This is a genomic window from Cellvibrio sp. PSBB006 (assembly GCF_002162135.1).
Lineage (GTDB): Bacteria > Pseudomonadota > Gammaproteobacteria > Pseudomonadales > Cellvibrionaceae > Cellvibrio.
Map to the genome: position 1 here is coordinate 5,158,800 of NZ_CP021382.1, position 20,714 is coordinate 5,179,513.

The following is a 20,714-nucleotide window of genomic DNA, read 5'->3' on the forward strand; positions in this document are numbered from 1 at the left end:
TCTTGTTGGACAGATTTCAGGAAATGCAGGTTTTTATCGCCGTCGCTGAAGAAGAAAGCTTCGCCGCCGCGGCCCGGCGCATGGGAATGTCCGCTGCGAGTATCACGCGGGCGGTGGCATCTCTGGAAGCGCGCTTGGGCGCATTATTGTTATCGCGCACGACGCGGCGCGTTTATGTGTCGGAAACGGGGCAGCGTTATCTGGAGGATTGTCGCCGTATCCTTGCTGAATTAACCGAGGCCGAGGAGTCCGCCTCCGGCAGTTATGCCCTGGCACGCGGTCAATTGGTTATCACTGCGCCGGTCTTGTTCGGTGAGTTATATATAACTCCGTTGATGGTCGATTATCTCAATGAACATCCGCAGGTCAGCATCAAGGCATTGATGGTTGATCGGGTGATTAACATGATGGATGAAGGTGTAGATGTGGCTCTGCGTATCGGGCACTTACCCGACAGTGGGCTCTACGCTTTGCGTGTCGGAAGCGTGAGGCGCGTGGTTTGTGCGGCGCCGGAATTTCTGGAACGTCACGGTCGCCCTCAACATCCTGATGATCTGCGTGAGCAGCTCGCGGCGTTAATTTCCAATAGTCCATTGCTCGCCAAATGGCAGTTTAGGGTGGACGGAGGGACAACAGCGTTCTTGCCGGAATCACGTTTGGTGGTCACGGCAAATCAGGCGGCAATTAATGCGGCGATATCCGGTTGGGGCTATACCTGCGTGCTCTCTTATCAAGTAGCGCGACAGGTGGCGAGAGGTGAGTTGGAAATTGTATTGCAGGATTATGAGCTGCCTGCTTTGCCGGTACATGTGGTTTATCAGGGCGGCGCGAAAGTATCTGCCAGGGTGCGCACGTTTGTCGATTATTGTGTAGCCCGTCTGCGTGCTGATCCCGCGTTACATTTTTCACCGTGATTGTGGCGGCTGCGAAATATGTTGCACAGATTGAAATAGTCTTTTGCAGAATTTGATCATTCTCTACAGCAGAAATGTCTTCCACAATGGCTCGGACAATTCATCTTGTTGAGGAGCCAATGATGTCAACCAAACCTGTCAAACTTTATCGCCACATGTTGTCTGGACATTGTCATCGCGTTGAGCTGATGTTGTCGCTGCTGGGACTCCCGGTGGAGTTCATTGAGGTAGATCTGGCAAACGGATCACATAAAAAACCCGAGTTTCTCAACCTGAACAGTTTTGGTCAGGTTCCTGTCATTGATGACAACGGAGTGATACTGGCAGACGCTAACGCGATTCTGGTTTATCTCGCCAAACGCTACGCGCCTGACAAGTGGTTGCCGGAAGATGCGGTGGGTGCGGCAAAAGTCCAGCGATGGTTGTCGGCAGCGGCAGGCCCTTTGGCATTTGGTCCGGCAAGAGCGCGTCTTATCACCGTTTTTGGTGCTCCTTTTAATGCGGAGGACGTTATCAGTTCCGCTCATGCGCTTCTTTCAGTTATGAACCTGGAGTTATCGCGCAGTGCATTTCTGGTGGGTGATCAACCGACCATCGCCGATATTGCCGGATACAGTTACATCGCTCACGCACCGGAAGGCAATGTTTCTTTACAAGAGTATCCGCAGGTACGCGCCTGGTTGAATCGCGTGGAAACCTTGCCGGGTTTTGTCGCGATGAAAAAGTCTCCTGTTGGTTTGATGAGTGCGTGAACAATGAAAACGACCGATGAAGATCGTCATGATCCCTGGCACTCGGGCGAGCGCCAATTGCACGTCCTTGCCGGAGTTTCCGACAAGATGAAACAGATAGGTGCGCGTGTCATCAGGGACTATATGCCTGATCAACACCGCGAATTTTTCCAGCAGTTGCCATTTATGGTGATGGGTAGTGTCGATGCTCAAGGTGATACCTGGGCGAGCATCCTGACCGGTCACCCTGGCTTTGCTGTTTCACCTGAGCCGCGTCGTTTGCGCGTAAATGCGATGCCACCTGCGGAAGATCCTGCCTGTGACAATATACAGCAGGGTATGGCGCTCGGCATGTTAGGTATCGAACTTGAAACGCGACGGCGTAATCGTGTCAACGGTGTAGTTAGTCAGCTCGATGAAGAGGGTTTTGAGCTGACGGTGGAGCATTCTTTTGGTAATTGTCCGCAATACATTCAGAAGCGTGATTATTCCTGGGTTGGCGACGAGCATCAATCACGCCCTTCACGATTTGTTGCGGATGAATTGAATGAGACTGCGCGCAGGATGATTCGCCAGGCCGATACGCTTTTTGTTGCGAGTTATGTCGATGATCCGGTGAGCGGCAAACGCTCAGTGGATGTTTCGCATCGGGGAGGCCGAGCCGGTTTCGTTCAGGTGGAGCAAAATCGCCTTACGATTCCAGACTTTTCCGGTAATTTTCATTTCAATACACTCGGCAATTTTATGGTGAATCCCCGCGCGGGGTTGCTGTTTATTGATTTTGAAACGGGGGATCTGTTGCAACTCACCGGACAAACAGAACTGGTATTGTCCGGTTCCATTATTTCGACATTCAAGGGTGCTGAGCGGCTGTGGCATCTCGATGTGAAGCACATGGTTTATCGTCCGGCCGCGCTACCGCTGCGTTGGTCGTTCACAGAATGGTCGCCAAAAAGTCTTCAAACCGGCGTTTGGCAGGAGGGTGTTTAACAATAAACGCAGGATAAAAATTAGCGGAAAATTTCCGTTGCGGCTTCCACAACTAACGCGTGGCGACGGGCCAGTGCTGATCTATCCCGGTCATAACCACCACCGATAACCGTAGCCACCGGAATGGATTTTTTCTGGCACATTTCAAGCACCAGATATTCCCGGTTGCGTATGCCTTCCAGGCTAATGTTAAGCAACCCGAGCGGATCTTTTTCATAGACGTCAACGCCGGCATCGTAGATCACTAAAGACGGTTTGAATTCGTTTAGTAGCCGATGCAGGATTTTTTCCACAACATCCAGATAATCCTGATCGCCTAATCCGATCGGTAATTCCACATCAAGATCACTCTTGGCTTTGCGTGCAGGAAAGTTTTTTTCGCAATGAATCGAGCAGGTAAAAATATTGGGCTGCTCTTTCAGAATACTCGCCGTGCCGTCCCCCTGATGAACATCACAATCAAAAATCAAAATTCGTTCTGCTTTGCCTTGCTCAATCAAGGCGCGCGCAGCAATGGCCAAATCATTCAGGATGCAAAAGCCGGAAGCAAAGTCATAATGCGCGTGATGTGTGCCACCCGCCAGGTGGCAGGCAATGCCGTGTTGCAAGGCGAGGGACGCGGCGAGCAAGGTGCCGTTGGGTGAGATCAGTGTGCGATGCATCAAGCCCTCACTCCAGGGCAAACCCATGCGCCGGATTTCCTGTGGCGACTGTCGGTTGTGAATAAAACGTTCCAGATAATCCCGGGAATGCCCCAGTTCCAGAACGATTTGTTTGGCTTTGCCCGGGCGAAAGGTATTGCTGGCTGTGGCGATACCACGCTCCTGCAAATAATCATGCAGCAACCGAAATTTTTCCATGGGAAAGCGATGCTTGCTGTCAAAGTCAAAGCTATACGCCGGATTGGTGACAAGTGGAATCATGGTAATGCATGAGTCGAAGTTAATGAAAATAATGAACGATAAATATCAGCAGTAGTTGCCGTAATACCTTGATACGTATCATTGCTTACGCCAGATGATCAAGCGATTGTTGGCGGGCATAGCATTATCTTCCAACAGCATCAATCCGGCAGTTTCGGCTGCTTCATTCACCGCTTCAAAATCGCGGATACCTTGTTCGGGATTCATGGCTTTCAGGTGTTGATCAAACTGGGCATTGCTATCACTGGTATAGCGCCCCTGGTAATTGAATGGGCCATACAGAGCGAAAAGCCCGGCGGATGGCAGGCGCTGGCCAACCTGCTGAATCATATGGCGCGCGTTGGGCCAGCTCATAATGTGTGCTGTGTTCGCGCTGAAAACCGCATCGAAACCGCTTGGCCAGTGTGCTTGAGTCACATCGAGAACGCGCGGCGGACGAAGGTTGGTATGAGGGTATTCTGTGATCCACAGATTAATGCCGGGAAGGTAATCCTCGCGATCAGACGTCTGCCAGATAAGGTGCGGCATGGCCGCCGAAAAATGAACGGCGTGCTGACCGGTGCCTGAGCCTATCTCCAGTACATGGCGAGCCTGCTGAAAATGCCGAAGCAATACCGCGAGTATGGGGGCTTTGTTGTTTTCACAGGCCTGGGAAAAGGGTTTGTTTGACATAATCCACAATCGGTAAGAGAAGATTTTCAGGCAATAACGAGGGTGACTATAGCGATTGTGGATGGCAAGGTAAATCCAGCGAAAGAAGAGAAGCCAAAAAAAACCTCCGTCAATGCGGAGGCTTTTTTGTGCAGCAGAGATGATTAATCGCGCGCTTCACGCGACTCTCTTTGGATGGCTTCGCCACCACTTTCGAGATCTTCACCTGCACCTTCAATGGTATTGCAGCCAGTAAAAATAGAAACCAGGCTAATTAAAAATAATGAAGTCAGTAATTTCTTTGACATAGTTTTTCCCTCTCGGTTGATGAGTTAGACAATATTCCGTTTACTTCGATGTACCCTAAATGCGCCCCATTAACAACAAAATCAACAACACCAGCAAAACAACACCTAAAATACCGCTGGGACCGTATCCCCAGGAGCGGCTATGGGGCCAGCTGGGTATGGCGCCCACTAACATCAAGATCACAATAATTAATAACAATGTTCCTACACTCATAATGCACTCCTTTTGGTTTATGCATGTGAGGCCAGAATAGAGTTCTGGTTATCAAATATCAGTTCGCTCCCGTACATAGATTTTGTGCGCCCAATGAAACGTGATGCCAATCAAAATGAAAAAGTTTTTATCGGAACGTCCGGAACAAAAAAACACCTAAAGGATCGTGCGTGATTTTGTATGCGCACCAAGCGTGTTCAAGGACATGGCTTGGATTATCTCGTTGCTTATGTCCCACCGCTGAAATGACCTGCGTCTCCAATCATGTCATCAAGGCTTTCTTTCCCTGAATTCTCCGACTGTTTTTCTCTGTGAGGTGGGTGTGGCTCACCAACTAGCAGGCGCTGCTCAGGTAATAAAAAGAGTTGTTTTTAAGGCCGCTGCTTATGTAGAGCTAAAACCTGGAAGCTTACATGGGGATTCGAAGGGTGCGCGTCATCGAGCAGGTTGGCAAATAGCGGTTGGTCAGGCAATGACAGAACGGAGAAAAACCCCTATTTTTGAAAGCCTACTGACAGTATCTGACATAGATATGTTGATAATGGTCTGGCTGTCGAAGCGAGTATGTTGCAGGTATGTTTAAGCCCCTTAATAAGAACTTAAACAATAGCTGTAAATATTGGTTGGACAGCTGGCCAAAAACCCCTATGATTCATCACCGCCCGACTGTAGAGGCTTGTATCGGCGGCACTTTCATTTCGCTACTGTGCATGCTTTTTACCGATGTTTGTGGCGTTTCTGGTCATTACATTTTGTGACATTTGTTAATTTCAGTTTCACCCTTGGCTATGCCACAATCGGCTGCTTTTTTGAGCGGTTGGTGTTACCAATGGCTAAGCCCCGAGATAACCAGGGTCTGGTTGATCTTCGGGCTGTTTTTCTGAAACGGTCACCTCTGAATTCAGATTAATTTTGTTCTCCACTGGACGGTTGTTCCCTATGAGTAAAGTCAAATCAATTGGTATCGCAGTTGCGACCCTTTTCTGCATTTTCGTCATCATCGCCGGTATTAAAATCAGCCAGTTTGCGGCCATGGCAGAGGCGGGCGAATCGTTTGTGCCGCCACCCGAGTCGGTCAGTACCTTCGCAGCAGAAATGCAGGAATGGCCGAATATTTATTCCGCTGTCGGCACGGTTGAGGCGGACGAAGGTATTACTATCGCGGCGGAAGTTCCGGGCAAAGTGCAACGCATTGCATTTACCTCTGGTGAATATGTGAAAGCTGGCGAAGTACTTCTGGAGCAGGAATCCAGTAACGAGCGCGCGCAATTGAGTGCTGCGACAGCACGTCTGCGTCTGGCTCAGGCAAATCACGAACGTCTGCTACAGCTGCGCCAGAAAAACACAGTGTCACAAAGTGAGCTGGATACGGCAGTACAGCAACTTGAGTCAGCCCGCGGCGATGTGGATGACCTGCAAGCGACGCTGGCCAAGAAAGTGGTACGCGCTCCCTTTGCCGGTCGTCTCGGTATCCGTCAGGTCGACCTGGGGCAGGACCTGCAAGTGGGTGCTGACATTGTTTCCCTGCAAGCGACCAATCGTGTCCGCGTCAATTTTCCAGTGCCGCAACACTGGTTGGTACGCATGAGCAAGGGGCTGGATGTTGAAGTGCGCGTAGGTGATGGTTCCGACGTTGTGGTGAACGGTGTTGTGACAGCAATTGGTGCCGAGATCAATCACCTCACCCGCAATGCAACCGTGCAGTCATCCCTTGAGAATGCGGATAACAAACTTATTCCCGGTATGGCGGTAGAGACGCGGGTTGTTCTTACCAACCCCGAGCCGGTGCTCGTCGTGCCAGGTACGTCAGTTATCTATGCTCCTTTTGGGGATACCGTGTTTATCGTCGAGAAGGATGAATCCGGCAACCTCAAGGCGCGCCAGCAATTTGTTCGTCTGGGTAAAGCGCGCGGTGACTTCGTTGAGATTGCCGATGGCTTGAAAGAAGGCGACGTGATTGTCAGTGCGGGTGCTTTCAAGTTGTTTAATGGCCAGTCAGTGGTGGTGAGTGATATTGCTGCGCCGGAATTTAAACTGGAACCGACACCAGCGGACAGTTGATCGCAACGGGTTGAACATCAAGAACGGTTTGCACGAGTGTCCTGACTCGTGCGGCTTCAAGGATTATCGGCCTGCAGCTCGCAGGCCCTGTGGTGAGCCTCATCTATGAAATTCACAGATATTTTTATTCAGCGGCCGGTAATTGCGATTGTCGTTAGCCTGCTGATTCTTATCGCGGGCATCCAGGCAGGTAGCTCGCTGTCAGTACGGCAATATCCACGTAGTGATGTTGCCATGATCACCATCAACACCGTCTACGTTGGTGCTAACGCAGAACTGGTGCGTGGATTTGTGACCACACCGATTGAGCGTGCCATTGCTTCGGCGGGTGGGATTGACTACATCGCCTCACAAAGCGCCATGGGTATGTCGACTATTAATGTTCACTTACAGCTGAACTACGATCCCTTGCGTGCGATGACAGAAATCAGTGCCAAGGTAAACCAGGTGCGCGGCGATTTGCCGCCGGAGGCGGAAGTCCCGGCGCTCACGATTGAATCCGCCGACAGTCAATTTGCGGCGGCATACTTAAGTTTCAGCTCCAAAATTCTCGAACAGAACCAGATCACCGACTTTTTGACGCGGTCCGTACAGCCCCGGTTGACGGCCATTGCCGGCGTGCAAAGAGCCGACGTACTCGGCGGACGCACCTTCGCCATGCGGATCTGGCTGAAGTCGGAAAAGATGGCGGCGCTGAATGTTACTCCCTCGGAGGTGCGCCAGGCGCTGGCGAGCAATAATGTGCAGGCGGCTATCGGCCAGACTCGCGGAGCTTACACCCAGGTTAATTTGCGCGCTGACACAGATCTGAAACATGTCGAAGATTTTCGCCAGCTCATTGTGCGCAACACCGGCGAGGGTGTCATACGTTTGAGTGATATTGCTGACGTGGTGCTAGGAGCTGAGAACTACGACGCTGAAGTTAACTTCAGCGGTGAGACAGCCGTATTTATGGGGGTATGGGTTGCCCCTAATGCCAACTCGCTGGAGGTAATGAAAGCCGTTACGAAAGAGATGGCAGCGATTCAGGCGGAATTGCCGACGGGTTTGAGTGGTGTGGTGGCTTATGATGCGACCAAATATATTGATGCGGCGATCATTGAGGTGATCAAGACGCTGTCAGAAACCCTGCTGATTATTGTTGTGGTGCTCTTTTTGTTTCTGGGTTTCAGTCGCTCGGTATTTATTCCGATTGTTGCCATCCCGCTGTCGCTGGTGGGTGCCTTGTTCATCATGCAGGTGTTTGGCTTCTCGCTCAATTTACTGACCTTGTTATCCATTGTGTTGAGCGTGGGCCTGGTGGTGGATGACGCGATTGTGATGGTGGAAAATATCGAACGTCATATCGAAGAGGGTATGAAACCTTTCCAGGCCGCCATTACCGCTGCGCGGGAGTTGGGCGGGCCGATTATTGCCATGACGGTCACCCTGATTTCTGTTTATGTACCCATTGGTTTGATCGGTGGCTTGACCGGAACCCTGTTCCGCGAGTTTGCCATTACCCTGGCCGGTGCGGTGACCATCTCGGCGATTGTGGCCATTACCTTGTCACCCATGCTGGGCTCTCGCATGCTTAAGCCGCATCAAAAAGTCACCGCGCCTTTGGCCGGTATTTTTGATCGTTTTCAAAAGTTCTACAGCAGAAAACTGGATGTCACACTCAACAACCGTTCAGGCATCTATATGTTCTGGGCGGGTATTGCCTTGTTGTGTTTCCCGCTCTATATGTTTTCCGCCAAGGAGTTAGCGCCTATGGAGGATCAGGGCGTGATCTTCGGTATTGTGGACGCACCCGCCAACTCTACGCTCGATCAATCTTCCTATTACGGCAAGTTGGTAAACCAGATATTCATGGAAGTACCGGAGACGGATTTTACGTTCCAGATAAATTTCCCTACCGGTGGTTTCTCCGGCATGGTGGCTAAACCCTGGGAAGAACGTGATCGCAGCGTATTTGAAATCATGCCGGAACTGCAGCAAAAGTTAGCGAATGTTTCCGGTGTGCGCATTCTGCCGATTACCCCACCGCCGCTGCCCGGTGGTGGTGATTTCCCGGTGGAATTTGTCATTGCCTCTACCGCAGATTCGAAGGAGATCTATGGGTATGCGGTGCAATTGCAACAGGTGATGAATGCCAGTGGCACCTTCCCGTTCACGCTGATAGATATGAAGGTAGATCAACCGGAATATCAACTGAGTATTGATCGTGAAAAAGTGGCGGATCTGGGGTTGAACCTGCAAACCGTGACCCAGGATTTGGGTACTCTGTTGGGCGGCGGTTATGTCAACCGGTTCAACATGTCCGGGCAGAGTTATAAAGTGATTCCGCAGGTTAAACGTGTCGAACGGTTAACGCCGGATGATTTGAACAAACTTTATATTACCGGTGCGGATGGTCAGATGATTCGCCTGGATCAGATCGCTACCATGACCCACGTCACCGCGCCGCGAACCATTAATCGGATGCAGCAGTTAAACGCGGTGAAGATCAGTGGTGTGACCATTAAACCTTTGGGTGAAACCCTGGAATATTTACAGGCAGAGGCGGCCAAGATTCTGCCAAAAGGTTACAGCATTGATTACACCGGCGAGTCGCGTCAGCTCGACCGCGAGGGCAATACGTTCCTGCCGGCGTTGATGTTGGCCTTGTTGATGATCTTTCTGGTGTTGGCGGCACAGTACAACAGCTTCCGCGACCCGATCGTGATTCTGGCTGGGTCGGTGCCATTGGCGATATTCGGCGCGCTGCTGTTTACCTTTTTCAAGATGCCCATGCCCATGCCGTTCTTTACCGACGGTTTCAGCAGCACACTGAATATTTATTCGCAGGTCGGTCTGGTGACTTTGGTCGGTCTGATTGCGCGCAACGGCATTCTGGTAGTGGAGTTCGCTAACAAGATGCAAGAGCAGGGCATGAGCAAGATTGAAGCGGTGCGCGAAGCGGCGGTTATCCGTCTGCGTCCGGTGTTGATGACCAGTATCGCTACAGTCGCCGGTCACGCGCCCTTGATCTTTGCGTCCGGACCCGGTGCAGAGGCGCGTAATGCGATTGGTCTGGTGTTGGTGTTCGGGATGGCGATCGGTACGGTCTTTACGCTGTTCGTTTTGCCTTCGGTGTATGTGCTGTTGGCGAAGGATCACCAGAAGGACAAGGCACGTTTGGCGGAGCTGGAAGCGACGGTCTGATCGGTGTTTTGATATATGAGTTGCACAACAAAAAGGGCATCGATTGATGCCCTTTTTGTTTAAAGAATCCCAACTTATTTCTGTTTCTCAATTGCACTATACTGCCGCCCGTTATTCTTCCGAGGACTTTTACCATGACCCATATCGATTCAGCTGCATTGCGCGTCGCTGTAGAAGGTGTGCTGGAGCCTAGCTTGCAGCGTCCTCTAGGTGAGTTGAATGCCATTCATAGTATTGCTGTGGAGGGTGATCAGGTTGCGGTCAGTATCGATCTTGGTTATCCCGCTGAGGGCGTAGCTCAGACGTTGGCTACTGCGATTCATCATGCGGTGAGTCGGGTCGAGGGGGTGACGAAGCTGTCGGTGGATGTGGATTGGGTGATTTCGGCGAGCCCCGCTGCCAATGCGCAGCAAGCTGTTGCCGGTGTAAAAAATATTATTGCGGTAGCGTCCGGCAAGGGCGGTGTGGGTAAATCCACGACGGCGGTGAATCTGGCGCTGGCGCTGGCGGCGGAGGGTGCGCGGGTGGGTATCCTGGATGCCGACATCTATGGGCCGAGCCAGCACCATATGCTGGGGGTGGGTGAGCAGCGTCCGCAGATCGTGGGTGAGGGCAAGGGACAGATGATGGTGCCTATTGAAGCTCACGGCATTCAATCGATCTCTATGGGTTATCTGGTGACCGAGCAGACGCCGATGGTGTGGCGTGGGCCCATGGTCAGTGGGGCACTGCAGCAGTTGCTCATGCAGACGCGCTGGGACGATCTGGATTACCTGATCATTGATATGCCCCCGGGTACTGGCGATATCCAGATTACCCTGGCGCAGAAGGTGCCGGTTACCGGGGCTGTGATCGTTACAACACCACAGGACATTGCGTTGCTCGATGCCAAGAAGGGAATCGAGATGTTCCGCAAGGTTCAGGTGCCGGTGCTGGGGGTAGTGGAGAACATGGCGATCCATGTGTGTTCACATTGCGGTCATGCCGAGCATATCTTCGGCGCTGGCGGCGGTGAACGTATTGCCCAGGAATATCACACCAATCTACTTGGCGCCTTGCCTCTGGATCTGTCGATTCGTGAATTAACCGATGGTGGTACGCCTTCGGTCGCCGTCGAACCGGATTCAGCGATTACTCAATCCTACCGCGCTATCGCGCGCAAACTGGCCGCCCAGCTCTGGCTGCTCAACCTCTCCGCCGCCCCGATGCCAGACATCATCATCACCGAAGACTAATCCGACCTGCTTGCAGGCTATTCACGGTAGGCGGCTCGGGCGAAAACCGCTATCATGCCGCCCGTCAAATTATCTGTATGTGGGAGTCAGCATGAGCATCAAATCCGATAAGTGGATGCGCCGCATGGTCGAGCAGCACGGCATGATCGAACCCTTTGAACCCGGTCAGGTTCGCTATGATGCCGATGGGCACCGGATCGTGTCTTACGGAACCTCTAGCTACGGTTACGATGTGCGCTGCGCTGATGAATTCAAGATCTTCACCAACGTGCACTCCACAGTGGTTGACCCCAAGAATTTTGATGAAAAAAGCTTTGTCGACATCAAGAGCGATGTCTGCATTATTCCCCCCAATTCCTTTGCTCTGGCACGCACCGTTGAATACTTTCGCATTCCGCGTTCGGTATTGACGGTGTGTTTGGGAAAATCCACCTACGCGCGCTGCGGCATTATTGTTAATGTCACCCCTCTGGAGCCCGAGTGGGAAGGGCATGTGACCCTGGAGTTTTCCAACACCACGCCGCTGCCTGCAAAAATCTATGCCAATGAAGGCGTTGCCCAAATGTTGTTCTTTGAATCCGATGAAATTTGTGAGACGTCTTACAGGGACCGCGGCGGAAAATATCAAGGGCAACGTGGCGTGACCCTGCCGAAAACCTGATGTTGTACAGTCACCAGGGACCAGTGACTCGCACTAGTGACTGAACATGCCCTTACCTCAACAAACAGATGTGTTAATTATCGGTGCCGGTGCCGCCGGCCTGATGTGCGCTGCTATCGCGGGTCGACGCGGCCGGCATGTTGTGGTTGTCGACCATGCCAATAAAGTCGGTAAAAAAATTCTGATGTCCGGCGGTGGTCGCTGTAACTTTACGAATCTGCATACCTTGCCGGACAATTTTCTTTCTGCAAATCCCCATTTTTGTAAATCGGCGTTGTCGCGTTTTACGCAGTGGGATTTTCTGGCGTTAGTACAGAAGCACGGCATTCCCTATCATGAAAAAAAGCTTGGCCAATTATTCTGCGATAACAAAGCGCAGGATATTCTCACCATGTTGTTGGCTGAATGTGCAGAAGCAAAGGCCGATATTTACACCCACTGCCAAATAGAAAAAATTACCGCATTGCCAGCGAGTGAGTCACCGCTGCGTTATCGCGTTCACACCAGCCTTGGTGAAACCCTTTGCGAGTCTCTGGTTGTCGCCACGGGTGGTTTGTCCATTCCCACCATGGGCGCAACGGGATTGGGTTATGAAGTCGCTACACAATTTAACCTCACGTTAAAACCCCGCTCCGCCGGGCTGGTACCTTTTACATTATCGCCAGCACAGTTGGCCGTGTTTGCTTCGTGTGTGGGTAATGCAATAGAAGTTCGCATAAGCTGTAAAGATGATAAAGGTAACGAAGCTTCCTTCACTGAAAATATGCTGTTTACTCATCGTGGTTTGAGTGGCCCTGCTGTCTTACAGATCTCTTCCTATTGGAAGCCGGGACAAGCTGTTCAGGTAAACCTGCTTCCGCATCTTGATCTGGAAGAACATTTACGCCATCAACAGCAACAGCGGCCCAAGGTTTTATTAAGTACTGTAATAGGCGAGCTGCTCACTAAAAATATCGCACAAATATTTTGTGATTTGTGGGGTGAACAGTGGAATGGTAATCGCCCACTAAATCAATATGGCGTAAAAGATTTTCAAATAATTGCCAACCAATTTCACTATTGGCAAGTGTTACCTGCCGGCACGGAAGGTTACCGCACAGCAGAAGTAACCTTGGGGGGCATTGATACTAAAGATCTTTCCTCGAAAACACTTGAAGCAAAGAATCAGCCGGGGCTTCACTTTATCGGAGAGGTGGTAGATGTTACTGGCCATCTGGGTGGTTTCAACTTTCAGTGGGCGTGGGCTTCCGGTCATGCTGCCGGTGAGTATTGTTAAAAATTTTATTGTGATAGTTGTTGTATAAATAATAACAGTATTTTTTTATAAATATTTTTTTAAATGCTTGGTTATTTATGCTTACGTTCTATTGCATACATAAGATAACTGCTTTTTATCCTTTCAGAATTAAAATCGATATTCTTTGTCAAAATGGGCGACAAACAACACTGCCGTGAACCGTGTTGGTGCATTCTGTGGATTATTTTTCGGGTATTGATCAGAAATGTGAAAGGCTTTGCACAAACGATATAAATGACTTTGGATAAAGCAGCCCAGTCCCAATATCAAAATGTATGAACGCGTGCGGCAAGAAAGTTCGCTTCTGCGTTTGTTTTTATACAAATAATGTGGTTTGGAGGGTATAGCGAATTAATGATGAGTTTTATTTATCAGTGCGCATGACGTTAACGCGCATTACCTTGAGGGCTCGCCTATGAGCATCATGCTGGAAATGAAGAAACAAACGGCTGATTGTCATGCAGATGCAGAAAATATTCTGCGTAATAAGCTGTTTGATTGCCAGCTTTCGCCGAGCCGGTATTACGATGTGATTAATGCATTTTATGCAGCCTACTCTTCGCTGGAGTCGGCAATATCTGGTTTCCCATTAACATCAGAGTTATTAAAAAAACGCTCAAAGATCGAACTTCTCAAAAAAGATTTGATCTATTTACGAAGCGGCTACTTTGTAAAAGCGCCATATATCTCTGCTCCTCCTCTTCCCCGTGTCGCTAATGAGGCTGCTGCCTTGGGTGTGATGTATGTAATGGAAGGGTCCACATTGGGTGGAAAGATTATCATCAATCATTTGATGAAATACGATTGGATGAATGTGGAGTTGTATGGAAATTTTTTTTCCAACTATGGTAGTGACCGCAGCGATATGTGGAGCGAATTTGGTCAGGTTGTGAATGGTTTTTTTGTGGCTAATAATCAAGCTGCCAACCAGTTAGTAAGCGGGGCCAAAATAGCATTTGAATATATTTATTCTCTTTTGATTCGGATTCGATGAGCTGATGAGGATGATTAACAATGATTGAGAAAAAATCCCCCCATAAGCCTTTTGCAGTCACCCTGGATAATTGCCATGAGGAGCCTATTCATATTCCGGGTTCCATACAGCCTCACGGCATGTTGGTCGTGATTGGCAGACATGATTTTATTATTAAACAGGTTAGCGAAAATATTATTCGCTTTACCGGCGAGCCTGCCGATTTTTTCCTGGGCAAGAAGGTGACTGAACTATTGGGAGAGAGTTTTTATACGTTTCTAAATGTTGCGCTAAATTCTGAATCCAAATATGCCCGCACTGCTAACTCCATCAAAGTAAAGCTGTCGCCCAGCTTGGTAGAGAATGTGCTCTTTGATGCGGTGTTTCACTGTGAGGGTGACCTTGTATTGATTGATGTGGAACAGTCTCCGCAGGATATCAGTATTCAATATGCCAGCTATTATCATAAGATTAAGGAGTTTACGCGCTCCCTCAGTGAGCATGCAGAATTGCAGGCTATCTTTGAGCGTTCCGTAGCCGAGGTTCGGGATCTTACGGGATATGATCGGGTGATGTTGTATCGGTTTGATCACGAGTATAACGGCGAAGTCATCGCTGAATCCAAGGTGGATAAATTAAATTCTTTTCTGGGGCAGCACTTCCCGGAGTCTGATATTCCTGCCCAGGCACGTTCGCTGTATGTCAAAAACAAAGTGCGCATTATTGCCGATGTCAATGCTCAGCCCAGCGCTCTGGTTCCGCTGCTGCACCCGGATACAGACGGCCCCACTGATCTCGGGTTCAGTATGTTGCGAAGTGTATCGCCTATTCATATTCAGTATCTGAAGAACATGGGCGTTTGTGCCTCCATGTCAATCAGCATTATTGTGGATGATCACCTGTGGGGACTGATCGCCTGCCACCACTATTCTCCACATAAGGTTTCCGTTGAAACGCGAGAAGCAGCCTTGTTTCTCAGCGTACTGATCTCACACCTCATTACGACCAATGATCGTTCGCAAGCGCGATTATACGATTCCGAATTGCTGGCGTTGAATGCGCGTCTGGCGGAAAACATGGTGCAGGTTGTGAATTACGTGGATGGTTTGCGGAAGGACATTCCTGCGATGCTGGGGCTGGCCAATGCTGAAGGCGTGGTGTGGAATCTTGAAGGACATGCCGAAAGTTATGGTCGCACCCCTTCGGATGAGCAAACTGAACAATTGGTGGATTGGTTGTTTACCAAAGTCGGTAAGTCATTTTTATTTCACACGCACAAGTTATCCGATATCAATCCTGAGTTCCGTGAATTTGCCGGAGTCGCCAGCGGTATTCTGTTTATTGTCTTGTCATTCACGGATCGGCAGTTTTTTTTATGGGTCCGGCCGGAGGTAATGAATACCAGACACTGGGGTGGTAAACCGGAAAAGACGATCGAGTTCCTGGATGATGGTAGTCATCGATTGATGCCGCGACGCTCTTTCGAGTTGTGGAAGGAAAAGGTGCGCTTTACCTCAGCACCCTTCAATGAAATTGAAATTCGCAATGTGTTGAAATTTCGTAACACCATGCAGAATTATCTGATGGTGAACACAGAACTCTTGCGCGAGCGCAATGCAGACCTGGAACGTAAGATTGCTCAGCGTACCTTGTCACTTGAGCAGGAAATCCGCGAGCGCGAAAAAGTCCAGCAGGAGTTGGAGTTGTCGTTGCGTGCCCTGCAAGCGTCAAATAAGGAGCTGGAGCAGTTTGCGTATATTGCTTCCCATGACTTGCAGGAACCCTTGCGTAAGATTCAGGTTCTGGGTGATCGGCTGCATAATTTTTCCGATCAGCTGGATACGCGCAGTCAGGATTACCTGCGGCGCATGATCAAGGCGGCCAACCGCATGCAGATGTTGGTTGTAGACTTGTTATCCTTCTCACGTATTGGTGTCACCGGGGAAAGTATTCGCTACGTTAACCTGAATGACATCATGAGAGATGTGTTGTCCAATCTCCATGTTGCGATAGAAGAGTCAGGTGCCCAGATTCATGTCGGTGACTTGGGTGGCATCTGTGCCGACGCGGCGCAAATTAATCGGCTGTTCCAGAATCTGATGCAAAATGCTATCAAGTTCGTGCAGAACGGTGCGGTTCCCCAAATCAGTATCACCCGGGTTGAGGAAACTGCTGATACTGCCACCTTCGAGATTCGTGATAATGGCATTGGTTTTGAAAAGGAATATGAGGAGAAAATTTTCGGGCTTTTCAGCCGCCTGCATAAATCCAACGAAGATTATCATGGCACCGGATTGGGTCTGGCTGTATGCCGCAAGATAGTGGACAGCCACCGCGGTAAGATCTGGGCGCGTAGCGAATTAGGTGAGGGTACCGCCTTTTTTATTCAATTGCCGTTGCGGGGTGCCATGGATGCTGCAGCACCGGAAGAACAGGTCCTGGCTGATTCTTTTCTTGAGGATTAGAATGTCTTCCGGCATGGCTGAAGCCTCGTTAATCATCCGGTCACACAGCTGTGGTAAAGTACCGCCTCATTTGGCATCTCACTGACTATCTTTTGGTTTCATGATTATCAAGCTCATTAAATCTCTGGCGCTACTCGTCCTGCTGACGGCGTGCGCCACACAACAAACTGTTCACCGCAGCTGGCCCGAAGGCGCACCATCCCTTGCTTATTTTGAGCAGATTTACGCAGAGGATTTGCGGAATCAGCAGGAGCAAACCCTGGATGAATATCTGGTCTGGGTGAAACGCTATTACGAGGGATGGGAGCTGTACCGTCGCGGGTGGCTGGACGTGACGCAGGATCTGGTTGTGCAGATAGAGAATCCGCAAGTCGCGCAGGAAGTGGATACCAAGATGTACGCTGTTGGCCGCGCCATTGCCGGTGAATGGGCAAAAAAAACCAATACCCGTAAGATCTTTACCCGCCATGTGGCCATTTGGGGTAATGCCCTGGTGGAATCCATGAATCGCGATGAAGAGTTGAAACTCATCGATATCGTGCAAAACGATGTCAATCGATTATTGGCTGATACATTACCGGTGGATGCCATTACGGCTGATCGTTATTATGCACCGGATGAAGACGACGTCTTCAGTTGGTAAACGCCAAAAAATTTCCACCACATTCACCCCTTCGGTACCTGTATGGCCGACATCCTGCCCTTTAAAAGAAAGAGTCCTTTTGAAAAACACAAGGGAAAAACCTTATGTCGCAGTGGTTTTCATAAGTGGGCGGTGGTGAAGGAAAAGCAGTTTGACGTGAAGCAGGGAAAACTGGTGACTGTGTATAAATGTGAGCGATGCGGCGAACAAAAGGTAGAGGCTAAATAAATAAGCGATACGGACCGCTAAACGGCCCGTATCATTTACTTATTAATGGTGATGGCCGCCGGCGCCATGAGCGTGGCCATGAGCGATTTCATCCTCAGTCGCTTCACGCACATCAGTGACTTCCACATCAAAGTTCAGGTCAACACCAGCTAGGGGATGGTTGCCGTCAATGGTAACCTGATCGCCTTCCACACCGGTGACGGTGACGACTTGTAAACCGTGTTCGGTTTCGGCATGAAATTCCATACCCACTTCAATTTGATCAATACCGGAAAACATACTGGAATCCAGTTGTTGGACCATGGCATCGTCGCGCTCGCCATAAGCTTCGGCGGCAGCTACGGACACGTTTAATTTGTCACCCACCGCTTTTCCTACCAGAGCTTTTTCCAGACCGGGGATAATGTTTCCCGCACCGTGGAGATAAGAAAGCGGCTCCTGACCTTCAGAGGAATCCAACACTTTGCCAGTGCTGTCTGTCAGGGTGTAGTGAAAACTGGCAACGCAGTTGTTGGAGATATTCATAAAAAGCCTTTTGGGGTTGTGGTTTAAAGATGACGTCAATCAAAACGTTTAATTTTCTTGCCGTTGACTTCGGCTTTGCCGAGATAAATGGTGTAAGCATCGCCGTCTTCTTCCTGTTGCAGGCGCACTAACAGATAATCCCAATCCTTGGCTAACCAGGCATAAGTGACACGGTCGTCATTTTCGCGGCTGCGTTTGACTTTAACCGTATTCACCTTGCCCAAAGGGGTTTCAAGCATTTCTTCACCGACGATCTCAAAACCGTATTCTTTCAAGCGGCCGCCGTCGGCAATCTGGTAAACCAGTTCTTCCTTATTGTTGACCAGATCCTGTTGCAGTTGCAGCTGATAGCTGAGCTTATCTTGCACGCGCTGTGCGATATCCATCTTCCAGGTGGTATTTTGCACATTGTTGGTGACGGTTTTTGTGGCCCAGTCAAAAGTTAACTCTGCATCGCGATCACGACCGAGGACTCGGCGTGCGTATTTGTAATGCAAGGGAATGATCTGCTGCTTTTCTTCGTCGATACGCAAGCGACTGGTTTCGTCAATGCTGGCAAACCAGGACCGCGCAAAAAAACGCATCAGATAGGTGCCATCGTCTTGCGGTGTTAGCGAATGGGTGACGGTGACTTTGAAGCCCAGCGCGGTGGACGTGTATTCATTGGAGAAACTCTTGGGCAATTCGGCTGCACGGGAGGCGAAAGCAAAGCAGAGGGTAAATAAGAACAGTAAGACATGTTTTTTTTGCATAGTCAGGCAATCCTTATGATTCTGCGACGAATGGGTCTTCGATGAAAAATTCCGCAACGAATAGCTTTGCTGTAAAAAACGCAACAATCAGCGTTTGTGATGAATGCTACGGATAAAAAAGTGATCGTGGTTATTTCCGCTGGGCACACCCACCACATTGTCATGCATTGATTAGATAACCGGACGGCGGTAAAAGTTCGTTATCCAGAAATACCGCACCGTCATCCATACGCAAGCGACCTTCAGCAAACCATTTCACCGCAAGTGGATAAATAATGTGTTCCTGCTGTTGAACCCGTTTGGCGAGACTGACCGCATCATCTACCGATTCAATAGAAATTTTAGCCTGTATAACCGCCGGTCCACCATCAAGCTCCTCTGTGACAAAATGCACAGTCACACCGTGTTCAGCTTCACCCGCATCCAGCACCCGTTGGTGGGTGTGTAAACCCTGGTATTTGGGCAGCAATGAGGGGTGAATGTTCAACATGCGTCCCGCATAGTGTCGGGTAAAAGTGGTGGTAAGGATGCGCATGAAGCCGGCGAGCACGACTAAATCCGGTTGATAGCTGTCAATCAGTTGCGCCAACTTTTGATCAAATGATTCACGATCATCGAATTGTTTGTGATCCAGAACCAGAGCGGGAATACCGGCTTTTTCGGCGCGTTCCAGGCCGAACACGGCAGGGCGGTTGCTGATGACAGCGGCAATATCGATAGGCAGCTCAGTGTTCTGCATGCCGTCAATAATTGCCTGTAAATTACTGCCGCTGCCGGAGATCAATACAACAACACGTGTGCGTGGTGAACTCATTAAACGGCCAGCCCCTGTAACTCTACCTGCGCTTCATCCGCTTGCGCCTTGGCGATATAACCCACAACAAAAGGTGTTTCACCGGCGTCTGCAAGAATCTTCAATGCGTTGTCTTTTTCATCGTCAGGCACAGCGATAACCATGCCCACACCGCAGTTAAAGGTGCGGTACATCTCCCGCATTGCTACGTTACCACTGCGTTGCAACCATTGGAAAACAGCGGGTAACTCCCAGCTTTGGGTATCGATAACGGCTTTGCAATCATCCGGTAAAACACGCGGTATGTTCTCAGTCAGCCCACCGCCGGTGATATGTGCAAGTGCATTCACACGGGATTCTTTAATCAAGCGCAACACGGATTTGACATAGATACGTGTCGGCGCCATCAATGCATCGCTCAGCGGTTTGCCACCACAATCCTGGTTCAGATCCGCTTTGCTCACATCAATGATTTTGCGCACCAGAGAATAGCCGTTTGAGTGCGGGCCGCTGGAGGTTATGGCGATCAATGCGTCACCGGCTTTAACCTGGCTGCCGTCGAGAATTGCGGACTTTTCCACCACGCCAACGCAAAAACCGGCCAGATCGTAATCCTCGCCCTCATACATGCCGGGCATTTCGGCAGTTTCGCCGCCGACCAATGCGCAACCTGCCATTTCACACCCGTCGCCAATGCCGGAAACAACCGCAGCGGCAACATCGACATTGAGCTTGCCGGTGGCGTAATAGTCGAGGAAGAACAGCGGTTCGGCACCGGTTACCACCAAATCGTTGACACACATAGCCACCAGGTCGATGCCGATGGTGTCATGCTTGCCCAGATTCATAGCCAAACGAAGTTTGGTGCCCACGCCGTCGGTACCCGAAACCAGAACCGGCTCGCGATATCCCTTGGGGATTTCACACAGGGCCGCAAAACCGCCAAGACCTGCCATCACCTCAGGGCGGCGGGTACGTTTGGCTACCCCTTTGATTCGCTCGACCAGGGCATCACCGGCATCAATATCAACGCCGGCATCTTTGTAACTCAGGGAAGTGACAGGAGGTTGTTGTTCGCTCATAGAGTGGGATTCGCTCGCGCAGAGGGTTTCAAAAAAAGGCCGCCATTCTACCAGCTAATCGCTGCTTAGGGTGGTATTGATG

General features: G+C 50.2%; 20 protein-coding genes. 12 read left to right on the forward strand and 8 right to left on the reverse strand.

What is annotated here, in order from left to right; all coding sequences use genetic code 11:
* The first annotated feature begins 2 nt into the window (after positions 1-2).
* The 3 genes from CBR65_RS21495 to CBR65_RS21505 all read left to right on the forward strand — a co-directional run bounded on the left by CBR65_RS21495 (position 3) and on the right by CBR65_RS21505 (position 2,635).
* On the forward strand, positions 3-914 hold the full coding sequence (locus CBR65_RS21495; RefSeq protein WP_198300838.1) for a LysR family transcriptional regulator: 912 nt from the start codon (positions 3-5) through the stop codon (positions 912-914).
* Positions 915-1,036: 122 nt separating this feature from the next.
* Positions 1,037-1,666, forward strand: coding sequence for a glutathione S-transferase family protein (locus tag CBR65_RS21500; protein WP_087468763.1), 630 nt, complete (start codon positions 1,037-1,039; stop codon positions 1,664-1,666).
* Positions 1,667-1,669: 3 nt separating this feature from the next.
* Complete coding sequence (locus tag CBR65_RS21505) at positions 1,670-2,635, forward strand: pyridoxamine 5'-phosphate oxidase family protein (protein ID WP_087468764.1); 966 nt, start codon at positions 1,670-1,672, stop codon at positions 2,633-2,635.
* Positions 2,636-2,655: 20 nt separating this feature from the next.
* Here the strand turns inward: CBR65_RS21505 and CBR65_RS21510 are convergent, their stop codons facing one another.
* From CBR65_RS21510 to CBR65_RS21525, 4 genes are all read right to left on the reverse strand, one after another.
* Positions 2,656-3,558 carry a histone deacetylase gene (locus tag CBR65_RS21510; protein WP_087468765.1) on the reverse strand — a complete coding sequence of 301 codons (903 nt, stop codon included), beginning with the start codon at positions 3,556-3,558 and terminating at the stop codon, positions 2,656-2,658.
* Positions 3,559-3,636: 78 nt separating this feature from the next.
* Positions 3,637-4,230 carry a DUF938 domain-containing protein gene (locus CBR65_RS21515; RefSeq protein ID WP_087468766.1) on the reverse strand — a complete coding sequence of 198 codons (594 nt, stop codon included), beginning with the start codon at positions 4,228-4,230 and terminating at the stop codon, positions 3,637-3,639.
* A 143-nt stretch (positions 4,231-4,373) separates the two neighbouring features.
* The gene (locus tag CBR65_RS21520; RefSeq protein WP_087468767.1) at positions 4,374-4,517 is read right to left on the reverse strand and encodes an entericidin A/B family lipoprotein; all 144 of its coding nucleotides are present in this window, start codon (positions 4,515-4,517) and stop codon (positions 4,374-4,376) included.
* A 55-nt stretch (positions 4,518-4,572) separates the two neighbouring features.
* Positions 4,573-4,731 carry a DUF3309 family protein gene (locus CBR65_RS21525; protein WP_087468768.1) on the reverse strand — a complete coding sequence of 53 codons (159 nt, stop codon included), beginning with the start codon at positions 4,729-4,731 and terminating at the stop codon, positions 4,573-4,575.
* Positions 4,732-5,670: 939 nt separating this feature from the next.
* On the opposite strand from CBR65_RS21525, the gene CBR65_RS21530 reads away from it, so the two are divergent.
* From CBR65_RS21530 to CBR65_RS21570, 9 genes are all read left to right on the forward strand, one after another.
* On the forward strand, positions 5,671-6,792 hold the full coding sequence (locus CBR65_RS21530; protein ID WP_087468769.1) for an efflux RND transporter periplasmic adaptor subunit: 1,122 nt from the start codon (positions 5,671-5,673) through the stop codon (positions 6,790-6,792).
* 105 nt (positions 6,793-6,897) lie between these two features.
* Positions 6,898-9,978, forward strand: coding sequence for an efflux RND transporter permease subunit (locus CBR65_RS21535; protein ID WP_087468770.1), 3,081 nt, complete (start codon positions 6,898-6,900; stop codon positions 9,976-9,978).
* 134 nt (positions 9,979-10,112) lie between these two features.
* Entirely contained in the window at positions 10,113-11,213 is a 1,101-nt protein-coding gene (gene apbC / locus CBR65_RS21540; RefSeq protein ID WP_087468771.1) for an iron-sulfur cluster carrier protein ApbC, read from the forward strand.
* A 91-nt stretch (positions 11,214-11,304) separates the two neighbouring features.
* Positions 11,305-11,874, forward strand: a complete 570-nt coding sequence (dcd, locus tag CBR65_RS21545) for a dCTP deaminase (RefSeq protein WP_087468772.1) — start codon at positions 11,305-11,307, stop codon at positions 11,872-11,874.
* Between the two features lie 46 nt (positions 11,875-11,920).
* Positions 11,921-13,150 carry an NAD(P)/FAD-dependent oxidoreductase gene (locus CBR65_RS21550; protein ID WP_087468773.1) on the forward strand — a complete coding sequence of 410 codons (1,230 nt, stop codon included), beginning with the start codon at positions 11,921-11,923 and terminating at the stop codon, positions 13,148-13,150.
* 436 nt (positions 13,151-13,586) lie between these two features.
* The gene (locus CBR65_RS21555) at positions 13,587-14,165 is read left to right on the forward strand and encodes a biliverdin-producing heme oxygenase (RefSeq protein WP_087468774.1); all 579 of its coding nucleotides are present in this window, start codon (positions 13,587-13,589) and stop codon (positions 14,163-14,165) included.
* Between the two features lie 20 nt (positions 14,166-14,185).
* Positions 14,186-16,609 (forward strand): ATP-binding protein, encoded by a 2,424-nt coding sequence (locus CBR65_RS21560; RefSeq protein ID WP_087468775.1) that lies wholly within the window; start codon positions 14,186-14,188, stop codon positions 16,607-16,609.
* 100 nt (positions 16,610-16,709) lie between these two features.
* A complete protein-coding gene (locus tag CBR65_RS21565) occupies positions 16,710-17,252 on the forward strand; it encodes a hypothetical protein (RefSeq protein ID WP_087468776.1) in 543 nt (180 codons plus the stop codon).
* 42 nt (positions 17,253-17,294) lie between these two features.
* Positions 17,295-17,480 (forward strand): hypothetical protein, encoded by a 186-nt coding sequence (locus tag CBR65_RS21570; RefSeq protein ID WP_087468777.1) that lies wholly within the window; start codon positions 17,295-17,297, stop codon positions 17,478-17,480.
* 42 nt (positions 17,481-17,522) lie between these two features.
* Here the strand turns inward: CBR65_RS21570 and CBR65_RS21575 are convergent, their stop codons facing one another.
* From CBR65_RS21575 to purM, 4 genes are all read right to left on the reverse strand, one after another.
* Complete coding sequence (locus CBR65_RS21575; protein ID WP_087468778.1) at positions 17,523-18,005, reverse strand: peptidylprolyl isomerase; 483 nt, start codon at positions 18,003-18,005, stop codon at positions 17,523-17,525.
* Between the two features lie 35 nt (positions 18,006-18,040).
* Entirely contained in the window at positions 18,041-18,757 is a 717-nt protein-coding gene (locus CBR65_RS21580) for a DUF3108 domain-containing protein (RefSeq protein WP_087468779.1), read from the reverse strand.
* A 160-nt stretch (positions 18,758-18,917) separates the two neighbouring features.
* On the reverse strand, positions 18,918-19,571 hold the full coding sequence (gene purN / locus CBR65_RS21585) for a phosphoribosylglycinamide formyltransferase (RefSeq protein WP_087468780.1): 654 nt from the start codon (positions 19,569-19,571) through the stop codon (positions 18,918-18,920).
* Positions 19,571-20,632: a phosphoribosylformylglycinamidine cyclo-ligase gene (gene purM / locus CBR65_RS21590; RefSeq protein ID WP_087468781.1), complete on the reverse strand. Its 1,062-nt coding sequence runs from the start codon at positions 20,630-20,632 to the stop codon at positions 19,571-19,573. The genes purN and purM overlap by 1 nt, the downstream gene beginning before the upstream one ends.
* Positions 20,633-20,714 lie beyond the last annotated feature (82 nt).